This is a genomic window from Dawidia soli (assembly GCF_018598185.1).
Lineage (GTDB): Bacteria > Bacteroidota > Bacteroidia > Cytophagales > Cyclobacteriaceae > Ohtaekwangia > Ohtaekwangia soli.
Genome location: NZ_JAHESC010000012.1, coordinates 61542 through 80614, shown reverse-complemented (window position 1 = coordinate 80614; position 19073 = coordinate 61542). Strand labels below are relative to the sequence as shown.

Here is a 19073-nt window from a genome sequence, read left to right as displayed (position 1 = left end):
CTTCGCTCAAAACGGTTGGTTTATAAAATATACTGGTTTAAACGGAGTTCCGGTAGTGTTCGCCGCAACAGCGGTGGGCTTTGTGGTAGTGGGCATAGTGGCAAAGGAAAGATCAGCGGCGCTGCAGCAGCGGTAAGAGCGTTTGAAAGGCCCGCGGCATAAAGGAAGATTTTTTCTGTGTCATGGGCGTAATCGCTGTGTGAACATTGTATTAACTCCTACCCAGACGGCACCGTAAGCTTCACAACAGCCCATAATCCCCGGACACTCTTAATTAATAAGATATTAATGCGTTCTCCGGCGCGACTTTCCGATGGGGTATCGGGTTTGCAGGGGGCTTTGAAAGATTTCCTCATCACTCCCCGTTTTTTTGCTCGCGTAATCGGGTCGATTCGACCCACCCAACACCTCCGATTTTGAAAATTTTTGAAAAAGCTACCGCATTAATGGGTTAAAAGCCGAATTAATAGGGATTTAAGTGAAAATTAATTGCGCCAGCCTAGGTTTGACGAACCGCTAACGATTGAATCCTGATCGCAAACGGTATCATAGTTTCAAATAACCAAAACCTAAATGTTCAAATCTATGGGTAAAATCTACCTGTTTTTGCTTTTTTCTCTAGCCTGGTGCACGGTGGCGTCGGCGGAGGTGGCGTCGGTCTCCCGCGGAGCGACGAACGGAAATACAGTGACTGCCGGAAATGAAGGCGCTGTCGATGTGGCACCGCAAGGCAGACAAATTACCGGTAGAGTGCTCGACGAAGAAGGTGCAGGGCTTCCCGGTGTGAGTGTTGTCGTCGAAGGAACTACCGTCGGTGGCATGACAGACGCCGACGGCAAATACACCATCGTTGCCCCTTCGGATGAATCCGTATTGATCTTCAGCTTCATCGGCTACCAAACGCAACGGGTCACGGTAGGAGCCCTCTCCACGGTCGACGTTTCCATGGTGGCTGACGTCATGAGCCTCGGCGAAGTGGTGGTGATGGGCTACAATACGCAGAAAAGAGCAACCCTGACCGGCGCCGTATCGGTGATCGACAACAAGGATATCGTCCGCACCAAAAACGAAAACGTGCTGAACGCGATGACCGGCAAATTGCCGGGCGTCCGCATCGTGCAGAAAAGTGCCGCACCCGGTGCCTACGATACGCAGATCGACATTCGTGGTATGGGCGATCCGTTGTTTGTCATCGACGGTATTGTTCGTGATAAAGACTTCTTTGCCCGCATGAGTTCGGAAGAGATCGAAAGCGTAACGATATTAAAAGACGGCAGCGCCGCCGTATACGGCCTGCGTTCAGCCAACGGTGTGGTGGTCGTGGCCACCAAAAAAGGTACTGTAAACCCCGACGGGAAAGTGGACATTACCTTAAACAGCAGCATGTCCTGGCAGCAATTTTTGTATGTGCCCAAAAGCGTTGGTGCCGTGGATTACATGACGCTGAGAAATGAGCAAAACTGGCAGGACTTTGGCAAAAACTACTTCCAGCGCCAGTCTCCGATCTTCACCGAAGACCAGATCAACGAATACCGTAATGGCACCAGGAAGTCATACAATTGGTTTGACGAGGTGTTCAACAAGACCACCCCACAATATCAGACCGATCTGACGGTAAACGGCGGAAATGAAAAAGTACGGTATTTTTTCAACCTCGGATATTCCCGGCAGGACGGGTCGTATAAAAGCGGCGATTATTATTCCTCACGCTGGAACATGCGTACCAACATCGACGCTCAGATCACCAAAAGACTCAGCGCCCGTGTGTCATTGGGCGCTATCATGGTCGATACACACCAACCCAACGGAACAGGCTGGTCCACATACAAACTGACCTGGCTGACCCGCCCGGATGCAGCTTTTTACGCCAATGACAATCCGGAATATCCCAACGGCGATGCTCAGTTCCTGAATGAAGGAGCCAACATGATCGTACAAACCGATGCCGATTATGTAGGCTATAACATCACCAAGGATCGCAAACTCAATGGAACGCTGACCCTCGAGTATGACATTCCGGGCATTGAAGGACTGTCGGCAAAGGGCATCTATGATTATTCTCCGAGCTTACCGGATTACACCACCTATAAACGTGCATATGAATTGTATCGCTATAATCCGGATGTCGATACATATTCCCCGATCATCCGGAACACCCCTTCGGAGATTACCCGGTCGGTCGATGTGCTGTATAGCACCAACATGCAGCTGGGCCTGCATTATAATCATACCTTTTTTGGTGACCATAACGTCAGCAGCTTTCTTATTTACGAAGAGCGATATAATAGCTGGGATGGTTTCGGCGCCTATCGCAAGTTGCTGATAGATTCAGAAGAGCTGTCGGCCGGTGAAGCAGACGAGCAGCGGGCGAACGCAGGAGCGTTGTACGACCGCGCCACGAAGTCGCTCATCGGTTCCGTGAATTATGATTTCAGAGGTAAATACTTGCTCGATTTCAAATTCCGCCGCGACGGGTCTTCGCGTTTTCCGGCCGGCCACCGGTATGGATTCTTTCCCGCCGTCTCCCTCGGCTGGCGTCTGAGCGAAGAAAGCTTCATTAGCGACAACTTCGCATTTCTCAGCAACCTGAAATTGAGAGGTTCTTACGGCGAAATGGCCGATGACAGTGATTTCTGGAATTATCCGCCCGCAATAGGTTTTAACCTTTCCGGTAACGACTGGGGCTGGATCTACGATGGCGTATTGACCGGCGGTGTAACAGCTTCCCCCATTCCCAATCCGGACTTGACCTGGTATGCGGCAAAGACCTATAACGCCGGCCTTGATTTCGGATTCCTTCACCAAAAACTAACCGGTAGTGTAGACATTTTCCGACGTGACCGCACGGGGTTGAGGGCCGTCAGCGATGTCGTAATTCCGGGTACAGTAGGCGCAGCGTTGCCGCAAATAAATTATAACAGCGACCGTAATTTCGGATATGAAATATCGTTGCGCTACGACGATACATTCCAGGACATCAAATACTATGTGGGAGGCCAACTTTCGGCTACCAAAAGTATGCGGACCAAATGGCTTGAAACACCGGCGGGCAATTCGTACGACCGGTGGAGGAACCGCACCAGCGGACGTTACAACGATATCTGGTGGGGCAACGAGTCGCAAACGCAATTCACCAGCTACGAACAAATTCAGAACTACGGGCTTCCGGTGGGGCAAAATACATTGCCCGGCGACTGGGCGCTGAACGACTGGAACGGTGACGGCGTAATAAATGAAAACGATCAGCACCCGATAGCCTCCCTCGGCCGCCCCGTATTCAACTATGGTATTTCCCTGGGAGCAAACTGGAAGGGGCTTGACCTCGCCATGGATTTTCAAGGTGCGTGGGGCGTTTACGTACAATATGCGGAAGTGCTCACAGAAGCACTGCCATTCGGCGGGCAAAATACCCTGGACTACTTTATGGACCGGTGGCGTCCGGTAGATCCCAATGCGGATCTTTATAATCCCAGTACACAATGGATTGGTGGCTACTATCCCGTTACCGGTCATGACGGCCGCCGTACCGGCACCAACGGCGTGCAGAACGCATCGTATATGCGCCTGAAGACACTCCAGCTCGGCTATACGCTTCCGAATGCGTGGGTATCCAAAGCAGGCATGCAGAATGTAAGATTCTATGTGAGTGGCTACAACCTGCTGACATTTACAGGGCTTAAAAATACCGACCCCGAACGTCCGTCGGCACCGTCAGACTCTTCAGATCCTGCATACGTCGAGTTTTACAATTATCCGGTGAACAAGACCTATACAATCGGTGCAACTGTCAAATTCTGAAAAGAACTTCGCTATGAAAAAACAATTTTTAATGTATATATCAATTCTGTGCTTTGGGATCTTCTCATGCCAGGATTTGAACCTGGAGCCCAAAGGCATGTTGGGTGGGCCCGAGCTTTTTGGCAATGAGTATGGTGTGAAGAAATACTTTGCTGCCATTTATAACGCGCTGCCGATAGAAGATTTCCTGTATTACGGAACCAACTCCAACAATGCCTATCGCCCGGATAACTATTGGGAGGCCGGTAAGAACAGCCTGGGAAATATGAGCGGTGAATTTTTTAATACCTGGGTGCAGGTCGACAACGATGGGTTTGCCTATTGGCCGTACGACCGGATCCGCGACATCAACGTCTTTATTCAGAGTTTCCCGGAATATCAGGTGAACTACACGGCAGAGGTATATAACAACCTGCTGGGAGAGGCACATTTTCTACGCGCGTTCTTTTACTTCGGCCTGGCGAAACGGTACGGCGGTGTTCCGATCATCAAAGAGGCACAGGATCCGCTGGCGCCTGTTGAAACACTGGAAGTGCCCCGCAATTCAGAATATGATACCTGGAAATTTATCTATGAGGACCTGACGTTCGCCATGGAGAATATGTCAACCGACATAGACGAAACCGGTCGCGCAAACAAATATGTGGCGGCAGCGTTGTTGTCGCGCACCATGCTCTATGCAGGCTCTATCGCGAAGTACAGCCAGTACCTCGGCTTTCAAGGGGAAGCAGCAACAAGCGCCGGTATGGCGGGCATCGACGCTTCGAAAGCAGACGAGTTCTTTCAATATTGCGTGGATGCCGGCAAAGTCGTCGAGACGGGTCCCTATGCCCTCTACACCAGGGGGTATCCGGATAAGGCCAAGAACTTTGCCGATCTGTTTTTGGATGCGGAATCTTCCGAAAGCATTTTCATCAAAAGCTACGATATCACCGCACCCGGCAACAACCGTCTGCGTCATAGCTACGATGCACTGATGTGTCCCCAGCCCGACATGTCGTCGTTCGTGGGCGCAGAAAGTTATCCTCCGCTGGATTTTATGGAGCTCTACGATATGCCCGCCATTGTTAATCCCGACGGAACGCCGGTCCGCTTCGACCACCGCGGCGATATCCGCAATGGCATGGAGCCACGCGCACGGGGTACCATGTATTTTGATGGTGATGTCCTGCGCGGGAAGGCCTTCGATATACAACGGGGCATCTACAAAAATTTCGACGTGTTGGCATCCGACGCAGATCAGGGCAGCCCCAATGCCCCGATCAACAATCCCAACAACCGGATCTTAGGCGGCAGAGGCTGGACGACAGAGATCAACGGCACTACGCTGAATATCACCGGCGCGCACGGCAATTTCGAAGACCAGGGTGGAGAAAACAACGGCTGGGGATCCGCCTTCATACGGAAGTATGTCGATCCGGACAGGGCAACGAGTGATGTCCGTGAATATCGCAGCGATCAGCATTGGGTGGTATTCCGCCTGGGTGAAATATACCTGAACACCGCCGAGGCGCTTTATGAGCTCGGTAGCCGCGATGAAGCGTTCAATTATATCGAAAAGATCCGCGAACGCGCCGGCGCAACCATTACACGCCCGGCGCTCGACCAGTCGACATCCAACATCGGCACCATCAACAAAGCGAACTATCCGTATTCCATCGAAAAGTCACTGCAGTTCATTCGCGATGAGCGCGCACGCGAGCTCTATGGAGAAAACCACTGGTGGTGGGATCTCCGCCGCTGGCGGACCGCCGACCAGGTGTTGAACCAGTTCCGCCACAGAGTGCTGAGCAGCTACTACGTCGCCGACGAAGGGAAGTACATCTACCTGGATGAGATCAACCGGATAAACAGAAGCTGGACCGCGTCCAAGCAGTGTTACTACGAGCCGATTCCCTGGGGAGAGATTGGTAAGAACAGAAACCTGCTGCCTCAAAATCCACTTTATTAATTGTTAACTACTGAGATTATTACTATGAAAAATATAATTCGCATAGTGCTGGGATTGCTGGTGATGTCGATTACCGCCTGTATGGAGGTCGACAACTGGGACGAACCCGAGGCAAGGGTTCAGGGTCGGATAATCGACTCCTACACGGGAGAGAATCTGCTTACTTCACAAGGAGACTGGGGTATCCGCATTTGGGAGAGGACCTGGACGGAGTCCGCACCGACCGCGCAGTCATTACCCGTAAAGCAGGATGGTACCTACAACAACAGTAAACTTTTTGGCGGTACGTATGATATGCTGGCCTATGGTGGTCCTTTCTGGCCGGTCGATACGCTGCAGGATGTAGTGTTCGGCGGGAATACCGAGCAGGATATTACCGTTACACCGTACTTACAGCTGCAAGGCTTCGAGACCTCGCTGAACGGACTCAAGTTAACCCTAACCTGCGTATTGAGAGCCCCGATTCGTCAGGGACTCCCTAATCTTGTAGAGGTAAAACCATTCTTAAGTCTCAGCCAGTTTTGCGGAGCGACAAATTTTATCGATCTGCCCGATTACAACAACCAGCGGAAGCAGTATAACCAGTCATGGTTGGAAGCATTCGGAGATGTCGAAACCAGTAGTGTAATCACCATCGGTCCGCTGAAGGTAAAACCAGGCTATACCTACTATGTGCGTTTGGGCGCCAATGTGAATGATGCAAACCGGAAATACAACTACACGGAGATCGTTAAAATTGTTGTGCCGGCAGATGCACAGGACGATCCGAACGAGGTGCCCGACAACTTCTTCAAGAACGCAACATATCCTTTTGCCAAGGCGGACTGGGATGGCAACCGTTGGGGCAACCTGGCCGACTGGACCACGAATCCGGCGATGCGCACCCGCGATGGCAGAGGCGGTTATGATGGTGGCTGGGAAGGCGCCGCCAACGATAAACAAAGCCTGGGGTTCGAAAAGTGGAGCGATGCTGAAACCCCGATCGTAAACGGTAAGCTCTTTCAGACATTCGACCTTCCCGCCGGTACATATCGGTTTACCATGAGCCTTGCCGGTGATAACCCCATCAAAAGTAACAACGGCGCCGATCCCCGGTATATCGCTGCCGCCGTTGGCGAGACACTGCCGGATATTGAAAACCTGGCTTCTGCGCTCGCCTCGGCAAACTTCGCCGGCCTGGCGCCAGACGACGGAGTGAAGACGATAGAATTCACGTTGGATGCTCCCGGGAAGGTATCGGCGGGTTTTGTTGTGAGCTTTACCAGCAACGAACAAAATGTGAGACCATCGTGGTTAAAACTGGAAAAAATAAATTAAGGTAAGTCGTTATGAAGGTTGTCCGGCGCGAAAGCGTCGGACAACCGTGTTTAAATTTGTTAGAGTTAATATGTATATTTTAAGATCAATGATGAAAATTGTGAGAGCTTCCCTGGTTGCGGTTGGGATTTCATGGATGTTAGTTTCGGTCAATGCCAGTGCTCAGGATCAGAAAAAACCGTTTGTCACCGACCTGTATACCGCCGATCCTTCGGCCCACGTGTGGCAGGATGGCCGCTTGTATGTTTATGCATCGCACGATATCGCACCCCCGAAAGGGTGTGATCTGATGGATCAATACCACGTGTTTTCTACAGACGACATGGTACACTGGACCGATCACGGTGAGATCTTGCGCGCCAGCCAGGTGAAGTGGGGGCGCCCGGAAGGCGGCTTTATGTGGGCTCCCGACTGTGCCTATAAGAATGGTACCTATTATTTCTATTTTCCGCACCCCAGCGGTACAGAGTGGAACAAAACCTGGAAAATAGGAGTGGCCACCAGTAAATATCCGGCGAAAGATTTTGAGGTACAAGGGTATATCGAGGGGTTGGAGTCTATGATCGATCCATGCGTGTTCGTCGATGACGACGGACAGGCCTACTTCTACTATGGCGGAGGCGGCACATGTGCCGCAGGAAAATTAAAAGACAACATGATGGAGATCGACGGCGAGCTGAAGACCATGGAAGGCCTCGAAGATTTTCACGAAGCGACCTGGGTGCACAAATATAAGGGCGTATATTACTTGTCGTATTCCGACAATCACGATGAGAATAACGACAAGGAAGGCGTTAAAGGCGATAACAGGATGCGCTATGCCACCAGCAAAAGCCCCCTGGGTCCCTGGAAATACCAGGGCATCTACATGCAGCCCACCGACAGCTATACCAATCACGGTTCCATAGTGGAATACAAAGGTAAATGGTATGCCTTTTACCACAACAGTTCGCTTTCCAACCACGATTGGTTGAGATCGATCTGTGTCGACCAGCTCTTTTACAACAAAGATGGGACGATTAAGATGGTAAGATAACCTGCCGATAAGAAAAGAAACAGGAACGAGCCATCGGCCGTTCCTGTTTTTTGGGTCAACTCTATTTTCGTTCGGGCAACGTAAACACCAGCGGTTTCTCACGCCGCAGTATTTTTGCGGCTTCGCCTGTCAGCCACAGGTAGTGGTCGGACGGTTTGTGATCCATATCGATAAACTGGGTGTTCTTGCCAACGGGCGGGTTATCCGAACCCTTAAAGATCGCCGTGCCTTCGTTCACTTCATCGAACATGGCAACATACAACATTTCCGCGCCGGCATTCAGTGCTGTCGAGATCATCTGCCAGTAGAACCGGCCGCCCTGGCGGGGAATAGAGCCTACCGGCTTAATGTCGTCAGGAAAGGCATGCACGCTCAGGTTGTGCCAGCTGAAGCCTGGATAAACACACGGTACATAGTCGACGTTGTTTTCGCGGCACCACTTCATGTCTTGTAAAAGAATGTCGCGATAGCGGTCCATGTCGTTGTGGAGCAAAGGGGAGAAGCGTTGCACGGCCCAGGGCATCACCAGGTCGGCGCGGCGGATCAGCTCGTGCAGGTAGGGGTCGGGCGCGCAGTCGGCGTCGAGCGAACGCCAGCCCGTGGGCACGCCCAACATCACCGAGCAGTTGCCGTACACGGGGTCGTTCTTTAGAAAATCCAGGAACCGGTCCATGCCGATGTTGCGGATGTTGTACGGGCGGTCGGGGAAGCCGAGACCCCAGATCACGACCAGGGGCTTACCGCGATGGTGCAAGTACGTTTTTTCACCCTTTTGCTGCGTCACCTTCAGTTGGTCTATCAGGTATTTCCAGTCTTCGATCAGCGCCGAGCAATCCTGGCCAGAGCCCTTGAGGCCGGAGAGATCGTACATCACGGCAACAGCGCGTTTGTACTTCGAGGCAGCTTCGAGCGCGTTTTGGAGAATGAGCGACGATTCTTTTCTGCGGTTTTCGTGCTGGGCGTCGTCGAAGAAGCGTTGCATAAAAACACCGTCCACGCCATACTGCTGCATCCACTTGAAATGCAGGTCGACCGTGCTCTTGTCCAGCGAGCTGAAGAAACGGGCCGTTGTTCCGTCGGCCAGCTTGAACGGCGTCTCGTACGTTTTTTCATATTCGCTCACGTCAGGCCACATGTCCACACCGGAACGGCTGTCGTCACCATAGGCGTACCGTTTGGCCGTGCTGCCATCGCCGGCCGCCCGGAACCAACCTTGGTAGCCCGCCATCACCAGCCCCTTGTACGAGGGGTAGAGCGTTGCGGCACTGTGACGCGATTGCGCAAAGAGCGCCGTCGAAAAAAGGACAAGGAGTAAGGGTAAAGTATATTTCTTTTTCATGCCACCAAACTAGGAAGGCAGCCTTAAAAAGGAATTAATAATCGATTAACCCGCCGGTTCAAACATTTTCTTTTCGTTGTTTATTTAAAACCAAACCATCCTGGCTCATCGCACTTCCTGCAATCCACGAGATACGGTACGTTTTGAGGCAAAAGCTTTTCATTAAAGATCTTATAACCTTCTACGATCTCTATGGTGCTTCCGGCTTTATATAAAAAATTCTTGTCGATCACGTCATTTAATACATTCATCCGTGTGGAATCAACGAACAATGCGTCCCGTCTCCGTTGCCAGTGCCGGTAGCGCCAGATAAAGTTTACGACGTTGGACGAATACATTGAATCGATGCAGTTGTCCACCAGGTTGCTTTTCTCGACCAAAGCGGTCGTCCACCCGTCCACCAGTACTTTATAGTCCTCGCCCTTATCAATGTATTGAAGATTGATCTCTTTGCTTACACGCAGGCAGTCGTCGTACAGGCAGTCGAATTGTTTGAGCATTCTATGCTGGGCGATCGAAAATGAGGTGTAAAGCGCCACCAAAGCAACGCCCACGAACGCCGAGACAAACAGATTGCGCTTGATGCGTTTGATCTTCTTTTCTTCCTGCTGACGCGTCTTCTCGGCTTTGTTGATATCCCGCCAGTGGTTTACGCCCTGCTCAACAAACTTCCGTGTTCGGTCAAAGCTGGCAAAGCCGCTGCCGGGGGGCGTATGGAGCGCTGCCCACGTGCTGTCTTTTTGCAGAAAGCTGTCAATGACCTTCGAGTATTCGCAGCTGTCGACGGGTTCGCCGCTCAGGATCGTATTGGCATACCGCTCCAGCGTCAACGGATGGGACGCTGTTTTGCCGGCGGCCGCCTGCGCGTAAAGGAGGTATTCCTGGATGCAATCACTTTCCTGCTTGATCCAGAGTACCACCTTGGGAAACGCCCCCGCGAGGCTCATGTTTCGGATCGATACCACGGCGTCGTCATCGATATGCGCCCCGTTGTGGATCATGTTCAGGCTCTCCTCGATACGCGAAGAGGGTATGACCTGCACCAGCCCCAGCCCGTCGTCGCCAAAGCAAGTGATGAAGCGGTTCACGTCCTGGCGGGTGATCCCTTTTTTGCCGACCAGGCACGTGATCATCGTTTTATAGCGAAGCGGCTCCAGGGTGCCATCACGCGAGGTGAGGGTTTTGACAAACAGCTCACATACCGTTTCCATGTTGGCGTTTGCGTGGAAGATCTCTTCGACCTCCAGCGCTAACGACCGCATGAGCTTACCGGCCACCTGGTGGTATCCTTGCAGCGTTAGCTTTTTGTCGGTTTCCCGGGCGGTCTTCACCACGCGGGTAAGGGCTTGCTGTTGTTGCATGGACAACGTAAGCCAAAGGGTGTTACCTCTTTTGCTGGCGGTAGCATTGACGACCGAAAGTTCATCGCGCAGCAGATCATTGACCAGCAAGGGCAGGTATTTGTGATCTGCGACCTCTTTCAACGAGGGGTCGCCTGCTATTTTCTTATGGATGGATTGGTACGCGCGCAGCCACAACGCAAAGGTATACTGCAGGGAATGGTTCAGCAGGTAACGCCAGGCAGGGGTGAGGGTATGACGCTCCTGGTCTTCATCCAGCCGCTGTCGGGTCGCTTTTTTGATCAGGGAGATGTCCCGGTGGCCTTTCCAGATGCCCGGAATGGCACGGTCTATCACGGCATCGGTTTCCTGTACGGATATACCTTCGAAAGGAAAACTTCGCTTTTGCAACAGGTCCAGTAGTTTAGGATGTTCTGCGGCACGGTCGCGGTAGTGATCCGAGAAAGAAACAACGACATAGACTGCCCGCGTGTTGTGGTGCTCGAATGCCCACAGCAGATTGATGAGCTTCTGTGCCTCCGCGGCGGCCGCGGCCTTGCTCGTCGCAGTTTGTGAGCGGTCTGACAAAAAGATGTCTTCGAAATGATCGACGATCAATAGGAAGTTCGTGTTCTGCGGCAACGGATATTCTTCAAATACTTCCGTCAGCGCGCTGCTGCTCGCGTGCAGGAGTGCTTCGATCGCCAGCGCGGCGTTTTGTTTGGCATTGGTGGCTTGGGCTACGTCCAGTGCACGCGCCAGGTTCTTGATGGGGCTTCGTCCCGGCCGGAACTTGGCACCAATCCAGCGCTCGGTGTGATTCAGATGGCTGCCCGTCAGCACGGCACAGTTAATAAAAGAAGTTTTGCCACAGCCGGGCTCGCCGGTCAGCAATACAAAACGGTTCTTCTTCAGGTACCGGAAGAATTTTTCCGTAAGCGTTTCTTCGATATAGTAGTACTCGGCGTCCGCTTCGTCAAAAGGCTTCAGGCCGGCAAGCGTATGTTTTTTAGACGCGGGTTTCATGTTTCGGGGGGCTTGCTAACAACAAATTCAGAGATCAGTTCCGCCGAAAGCTTGTCAAGGTCCGCCATGCTGCCGCGAAGCTCGCGCAGGTCGTGTCGGTTGCGTGCCGTGGCGATGGGATTTCCTGCTGCCGTAACGAGGCGCTTCAGTTTCAGCCAGGCACTGAATTTTTGTTCGAACGCGGCCATGTCTTTCAGGTTCAGCCACCGGATGTTTACCCGGAGGTGTGCCGGCAGGCACCGGCAGAGGCTTTGCTGCAGCAAGATGCGGAACTCCGGGTCGTTGAACCGGGGTATCCACTTGGGAAACACCAACGTGATCTCCGGCGTCAGCAATGCCTCGTGTGCTGTCGTTTCCTGCGTCAGGACAAAGTTTGCATCGGCCACACCCGTAAGCCCCTTCCGGTCGAGCTCCAGAAAATACGGGACAAGGGTTTGCTCGATACACGTTTCGGCGAGCGCATATTCGTCGAACGACGTGTTGAGCTTCACCAGTTCGTTGCCATGACGGTCCGTCAGGTAAACCCGATACGAAGAGCCCTCCTGGTGGATCGTATAGTTCGCTATATCCGTACCGTAGACCACCACATCGACCACCAGGTTTCGCTGCTCCTCCAGGTGATCGCGCTCGGTAGCGTGAAGGCTGTAAGGCGTTTGGCGGATCTTCAGCTCGACCTCGTATTGTTTGTCGAGCGTCGGCCGCAACAGTACGTGCTCGAGAACGTGAAAATCACTGGCCTGATCGTTCAGCTTTTTAAACCGGGCCACCAGCTGAGCAATCAATTCTTCCGCTTCGTCGAACGAAGCACAGTCCGCCAGCAACGTTCCCTGAGGCACCTGGCGGGTATGGAACAATACAATATACGGCTTGACCGTGGCATCGACAGGAACGATGCTGTAGCTGTCGGCAAGGGCTCCGTAAAAGACCAGCTGATCACGGCACTCCGGGTGGTGGGGCAATTTAAACCGCACCGAGCCGCCGCCCTTCTGCCGCGGGTCCGCCGGCGTCAGAAAATGATAGGGTGCCGTCAGCGACGGCATGGCTTTGTCCTGGGCCGCACTGTGGCGAAGGTTTAAAAGCAGGCTCAGGCGTGCCTTGAACGGGTAGGCATCGGGTTGATAGGCCGCGAAGTAGTTCAGCCCGCGGTTCCGGTGTTTGCTAAGCTCGGGTAGTTGCTGTAATAAGGTCGACTTGATCGTCGCCAGGGTGGCGCTCAGCTCCGGTTCGGTTACACCCAGCAACGCCGACAGGTTAGGGTGTTGTAGCTCGGGGCACGTCTCTGAAAACCGCGCAAGCAGGTGATCCAGCACCCGGTTTTTTCGCTCGAAGTAATTGTCGTGCACCAGCGCTCGCAACCGGCCTTCGTCCAGCGACCTGTCTGTCAGCTTTTCGACGTCAGGTATGTCGTGCAGGGGGCCGGCGCCGGGCAATTTGGTAAAGTACGTAGCCTGCGCGCTGTCGAGGTTATAGCTGAACAGTTGCGCCAGGTTCTCGAGCTGTGCCAGGTGGTTGATCATGAGCTGGTCGAAAAACAACAAGTAGCGCTGCAGCTGCCGTGCCTGGCTGACACGCGCACGGGGCACATGACCCGGGAGGCCGTACCGACCAATGCCGTACACGATCGGGAACGTGTTCTGAACGCTCACGTACGTGCCGATGTGCCGTTTCACGTCCGCATCTTTTTTACCCGCCGGCAACGGCGTGAACGGGTACGACTTGTTTTGAATTTCGATCTTCTCCAGGTAATAGTGCTTTACCCGGTACGCGTCGAAGCCTATTTTTGTATGATTGCGGTATACGGCGATGGACATCTTGTGCGACTCCAGCGACACTTCCGGCAAATGACCTTCTTCTACCGTGATATATTTTCCCGTGATCCGGATGCCGTCCTTGCTGACGACCAGGTTGCGCAGGCTTCGTATGCCCGGTACGTTGCTGATGATGTCGTCCAGGGCTGAGATCGGAAATACCGTGGTGTCGTTTAGAGGCGGCAGCTTGCGGATAAAGCCGTGCTCGAACGCGGGTGTATTGAAAATGTTCTCGTATCCCAGCCCCTGGTGGATCAGCTCCTGCAGTGGCAGGCGCGTGGCCGACGGATTAAAATATTCGTGCAGCGCATAGAACATATCGCCCAACGCTTTCTCGGGCGAAACTTCTTCGCTGATCTCGATCGATGCAGCAATGTCGATATACAGCGGTTTGAGCATGATGACCCGACGAATGTCTTCCCCCAGGCTGCGGTGCGCGGCATAGGTCTCGCGTATCCTGGTTTCGAGCGATGCATGGGTGTCCGGAGACGCCGATGTGCGAACGTATACGTCATAGAGCCCGGCCGTGCTGCCGCCCGCCTTTTTAAACCAGACGTTGTGCACCCCCTCGTTTTTTAGCAGGTCACATAATAATATCCGCAGGTCGTTGAACGTTACCGTGCCGCTGGCAAAGATCTCCTGCGGGCCATAGAGCGCATTACTTCTTTCGAGTTCGGCCTCACCGCCGCCGAACACAAGGGGGTGCAGGTCTAGGTTGGTTTTGTACCCCACCACCGTCAGCGCATAGCACAACTGTTCAAGGATTGTCACACCCGGGTCATGGCTATTGTAATCCGTCCAGATCTTTCCCGCCAGGGCCTGCACATGCGCCAGGCCCTCGCTGCGCAGCAAGGCATAATCCATGCTTTTGGGAGGTATATAGTGGGCGTGTATGCCGGGTAACGCTACCATGTTCAGTCGTTTATGTTTTTCATGATGGTATTGTCCCACAACTTGCAGACGTGAAAGCTGATGGTATTGAATTTTTTGTCCTTGCGCAGCGCATAGTGTTTGCCGGTGCGGATCTGCAACGCATAGTTTGTGGACGTCCCCCGCCAGCGAAAACGAAGCTTGTCGCGAAAGTCGAACCAGTCATACGACGTGCCGATGACCTTGATCGTACCCTTGCTGCCCTGGTGGGCGTTGAGCGCGATGGCGTGCGCCATGCTATAGTTCCCCTCGCCGGGATTCCCTTCGGCTACCGCTACAATTTCAAAGGCATTAAAACCCTGAAGACCCGGCACGATCGTATGCCAGGTGGCATCGGCCGGAACACGTCCCGTTTTATACCCGCCCATGCGTCCGGAGGCGCTGATCGTACCCAGCACGTCAAGCTCAGCCTGCGGCGTAAAGGTTTTTATTCCCACATTGCCCGCCCCGCTAAAGGTAAGGGCGGGCGACGACTCATGGCCGGGTTGAACAAAGGCGATCCCCTTGTTGTTCTCGTGGTTTATCGTAAGCCTCCAGGCAGACGTCGTGCTCGCAATGCTTTCATAAAAGCTTATCAGCACCGGGGAGTTTCCAACGGGTGCCAGCTTGAGACCATCGTTTTCCGTTTTGTTTAATCCGTCGTCAACCTTGTTCCAGGTCGAGTCTATCAGGTCCGAGAATTCTGTTTCGGAAGGCGACTTCCCGTTGCGGAAGAAATTCTTGAGTGTATTTCTGTTTCTGACTGACATAACGAACCGGTATAATTAATTTACAATAAAAATTCGGGTATACACATTACAGCCATACAAATTATAGGGGTATATCAAACTCCACATAGCCTCTGGCGCCGGTGGTATCGTCCGAGGCATCATCCGGCGGCGGGCTTTCGGTTTTACCGGCAATGACAAATTCTCGCCCCAGGCGCATATTCATGATCGCTGCCTTTTCGGGGGTTAGATTCTGCTCTTCCTGGTTCATCTTGATCTGATGTTTTTTCATCGGGATCAGCACACACCAGGGTTTGCTGCTGTAGAGCTTTTTGTGTTCGGTATCCTGTGCAGAATCCGTGATCGTATAGCGTTTGTTGTTGTGTTGCAGGATCAATACCGAAACCTTCGAGACCGACTTTACGTACGGCCGCGTAGCCATAAATTCCGTGATCTCATCCAGGTCCAGGGAGCCGCCAAAGGCCATGTCCTCCTGCGGACGACTATACCAGGGACAAATGTAATTCCGGATATCGCGGTACAGCGCGTCCTCGTATTCTCCCGTCGTGGCCTCGTCGGTCAGCACAATATCCGCCGTGATCTTGACCTCCTCGTAGGTCGGATTAACCACCGTGATCGAAGCAAATGCAGAAATGCGTCGCTCCAGGTACGTTCGGATGTCTTCAAGAGCAGCCGGGCTGAACCGCGGCAGCACGAATCGGTCGCCCGTCACTACGTTCGGCGTCACGACCACCATGATCTTGCCCGCCTCGGTAAAGAAAGGATATTCGATGGCCGAGATACACTTTACCTGGTTTACCTCGGGGAAGTTCTCGAGCACCAGTCGTTCAATATCCCAGGCCGTGACGCCCCGGTTCTTATGCGCTAAAAATTCACTCACACGCACGTAGAAATCCTGGGGAGCTTCCTGGGCTCGCCCGCCGAAGGATGGGGCAGGTTGAAAGACGCCTGCTATGTCGGAAGTAGCCAGGGCCAGGCTGTCAATGGTGTTGGAAGGCAGGTTGCCTTTCCATTGTGCCCCCGGCTTGTGGCTTGTCCAGGTAAGCGTGATCGCCTGCGTATGGATCGCCCGTATTTTTCCCGTCGCCGTGGGGTCGCCCTGTAAGGCAGCAATGATCCAGTAAGCGCCGGCGGGTAACACCGTGTTTTGATTGCCGAGGTCTGCCGGCATGACCAGCTTCACTATGCCGGTAGTGGTAAAGTTGCGCGTGGTATCGAAAATGATATCCTTTTTGTTGAACGTGTGCCACGTGTCGTCCGATACGTAAAACCACTCGATCGTCGGCATCTCGTCGGTGGGGTCTGAAAGCGTGTTGCGCTCCAGCACGAAGCAAAACGTTACGGCTTCGCCGGGTATAACCGTGTCGAGCCCCAGCAACAGGTAGCCGTCGTGCTCATATTGCGGCAGCCACGCGTCCACCAGCGGCGTGCACCCGGCAAAGGTCGTACGAATACCGAAAGGCTGGAGCTGATAGGTTTTTTCATCGGCTTTGGGATGAGCCTTGAGCGACGATGTTTTTTGAAAGCTTATCTGTGTCGAGGCCTGATACCGCAAGGCGAGCGATTTTACCTGGGGCGTATAGGGAGCCTCCGGCAGTTTGGTGTCTTCGCGGCGGGCCTTTCGCAAAACAGCTTCCGACAGCAGCAACGGATATTGCTGGTGACCGAAGCCCATTTCGGGCGTGATCAGCTCGACCTTGATGTATCCCGTTTTGGTGGTGTTGTCGTAAGGCCCCAGAGGTTCCGTTGTGAAATTGTCATGAAGCTTCAGCGCCTTCACACCGAAGTGTTCGAACGTCGTTTGAGCGGCCGGTTTGTATTGGATCGTCTGGCCGTCGTTTTGCTGGGTGACGAAAAGCGGAAAGGTCTGTATTTTGTCCGGCGCCGCGGGGTGAAATGCATAATCCGACAACCCGGTTATGCCTACCCGGAAAGAGTCGTTGTCGATCGGCTCGCCGTATGTTTCGTAGTGCTCGCGAAAGCCGCCCGGCACCCGGGGCAGGTTGTGCCAGGTGATCTCCAACGCGATATCGCTGATCTGCTTTTTGGTCAGCTCGTCGTACCCCACCAGGAACGCACTGCCCACCACCGGCAACGCACCGAAAGGATAGAAGGGCACGCTGGTCTCTACTTTGCCCAGGTCGTTATATACCTCCAGGTTTTTGATCTGGCTTACCGCCACCGAAATAGAACATGTCTGGATCACCAAATGCTGCAGATACGAATAGGTATACATCGTCTTGCGGTCGGCCAGGCTGATCTTCATCACCGGCCACGGGGTGTTATAGTTCGTTGTTTCCGCCGTCGGCCAGTTTTCGCCGAAAGGCGTTATCGGAGGCGCGCCCAGCGGGAGCTCAAAATAGAATTCTACCTTTCCGCTGCCCCATGCCGGCGGCAGGATGGTATAATCCGGTACCTCGTGCCACCCGCCGGGTGTCGTGAGCGAAATGCAGAAAGCTTCCGAAAAGATGCGGTAGAATACATGGTTTGCACTGAGGTTTTCGGCGTTGGCGTATCGCTCAAAAAAAGAAACCAGCGGCGACATCGAGTTCAGCTCGAACTGCAACGCTACCGTTACTTGCCGGCACCCCTCGCGCAGCAGCAGAGTAGGCGAGGCGACCGCGAAACCGATCTCGCTGGGCTGCATGGTTTTTTTAGCGGCATTGTACATCGCTTCCCCAAACGCGGGAAAGGCGCGGGCCGCCGTGCTGAAGTCAAAACCCCCGGCAGAAGTAAGCAGCTCGGTTTCATAGATGGCCGATATGAATTCATAGTACGGTTCGATACCGATCTCGCCTTTCCGCGCAGGGTAAAACGAGCCCAGCGCAACGACCTGGGCGTGGTTCAGCGACGTGTAGTCTTTTGCCGCATAAAGACAGTCCAGGCCTTCCTCGTCCACGTTGGCCTTGAACAACGTCCCTTTTTCAATCGCCGCGGTTTCGACGTGATCCGACAAACGCACGCATACATATACCTCGTCCGGCGCAGACGGCTTCGGCTTCTGTTGCAGCAGCTCGTAAAAGAAATAGTCCAGGTGCTTGCCCGTGATCTTGTTGAGATCCTCCTGGGCATAGCCGTAAAGCTTCAGAAAGGCAATATAGAGCGCCAGGGCAGGGTCATGCTCCTGGTAATCATAGAGGAACGCATGCAGCAGGTGCCGTGCGCTGTCGGTCACTTTGTGGGCGATCGACAGGAACAGATCCAGCGAAGCGTCGGCCGCGGTGGAATGTTGTGGCGTATCGTCGTTTTCGGCCGCGGGAGCAGGTCGGTTGAGCGCTGCGTAGTCGATCGCGATGCCGGCCTGCAGACATGATTGGATCACCCGGTCCATCGCCGCCTGCAGCTCGGCCAACTGAAACAACAAGTGACCGATCTTGTTGTGCTGTGTTTGCTTTTCCAGGGCAGGGGGCAGCGCCAGCGGTAGACTGCCGGCATACTGTAAAAAGTCGCGAAGCTTGTGCTGAATATGATGCGGCGGCGTAGCCGCACCCGGCAGGATGTCGTACGTGACGGTACGCACGGGGGTGCCGCTGCACAGCCGGGCTAGAAACACAGCAATGCTGCCGCCAAAGAAGTTTTGCCAGGTGGCGGTATCGCCCGGGATCTCCGGCACATCGGTAGATACATAGGCGGCATAACGCTCGGCAAATACCAGAAAGTCTGCCAGCGTTCGTTCGTCTATTTGAAAATATTCCGGATGCAACGCAGCCGCAAAACGCCGGTTGCGCGACGATCCATACGGATTGTGCACATTTTCCCAGGGCATTTCGATATTCTCATCCGGCGCGCGCATAACAGGT

9 protein-coding genes are annotated in these 19073 nt (G+C 53.5%); 4 read left to right on the top strand and 5 right to left on the bottom strand.

Annotated features, from left to right (window positions below; translation table 11 throughout):
- The first annotated feature begins 585 nt into the window (after positions 1-585).
- From KK078_RS10340 to KK078_RS10325, 4 genes are all read left to right on the top strand, one after another.
- The gene (locus tag KK078_RS10340; protein ID WP_254090192.1) at positions 586-3798 is read left to right on the top strand and encodes a SusC/RagA family TonB-linked outer membrane protein; all 3213 of its coding nucleotides are present in this window, start codon (positions 586-588) and stop codon (positions 3796-3798) included.
- 31 nt (positions 3799-3829) lie between these two features.
- Positions 3830-5749: a RagB/SusD family nutrient uptake outer membrane protein gene (locus KK078_RS10335; RefSeq protein ID WP_254090191.1), complete on the top strand. Its 1920-nt coding sequence runs from the start codon at positions 3830-3832 to the stop codon at positions 5747-5749.
- Between the two features lie 24 nt (positions 5750-5773).
- Complete coding sequence (locus KK078_RS10330; protein ID WP_254090190.1) at positions 5774-7066, top strand: DUF5013 domain-containing protein; 1293 nt, start codon at positions 5774-5776, stop codon at positions 7064-7066.
- Positions 7067-7154: 88 nt separating this feature from the next.
- Positions 7155-8102, top strand: coding sequence for a family 43 glycosylhydrolase (locus tag KK078_RS10325; protein WP_254090189.1), 948 nt, complete (start codon positions 7155-7157; stop codon positions 8100-8102).
- 61 nt (positions 8103-8163) lie between these two features.
- On the opposite strand, the gene KK078_RS10320 is transcribed toward KK078_RS10325, so the two are convergent.
- From KK078_RS10320 to KK078_RS10300, 5 genes are all read right to left on the bottom strand, one after another.
- Positions 8164-9441, bottom strand: coding sequence for a glycoside hydrolase family 71/99-like protein (locus KK078_RS10320; protein ID WP_254090188.1), 1278 nt, complete (start codon positions 9439-9441; stop codon positions 8164-8166).
- A gap of 80 nt (positions 9442-9521) precedes the next feature.
- Positions 9522-11807, bottom strand: a complete 2286-nt coding sequence (locus KK078_RS10315; RefSeq protein ID WP_254090187.1) for an nSTAND1 domain-containing NTPase — start codon at positions 11805-11807, stop codon at positions 9522-9524.
- Complete coding sequence (locus tag KK078_RS10310; RefSeq protein ID WP_254090186.1) at positions 11804-14527, bottom strand: hypothetical protein; 2724 nt, start codon at positions 14525-14527, stop codon at positions 11804-11806. Before KK078_RS10310 ends, KK078_RS10315 begins: the two co-directional genes overlap by 4 nt.
- A gap of 2 nt (positions 14528-14529) precedes the next feature.
- Positions 14530-15294 (bottom strand): hypothetical protein, encoded by a 765-nt coding sequence (locus KK078_RS10305; RefSeq protein WP_254090185.1) that lies wholly within the window; start codon positions 15292-15294, stop codon positions 14530-14532.
- 61 nt (positions 15295-15355) lie between these two features.
- Positions 15356-19066, bottom strand: a complete 3711-nt coding sequence (locus tag KK078_RS10300) for a baseplate J/gp47 family protein (protein ID WP_254090184.1) — start codon at positions 19064-19066, stop codon at positions 15356-15358.
- Positions 19067-19073 lie beyond the last annotated feature (7 nt).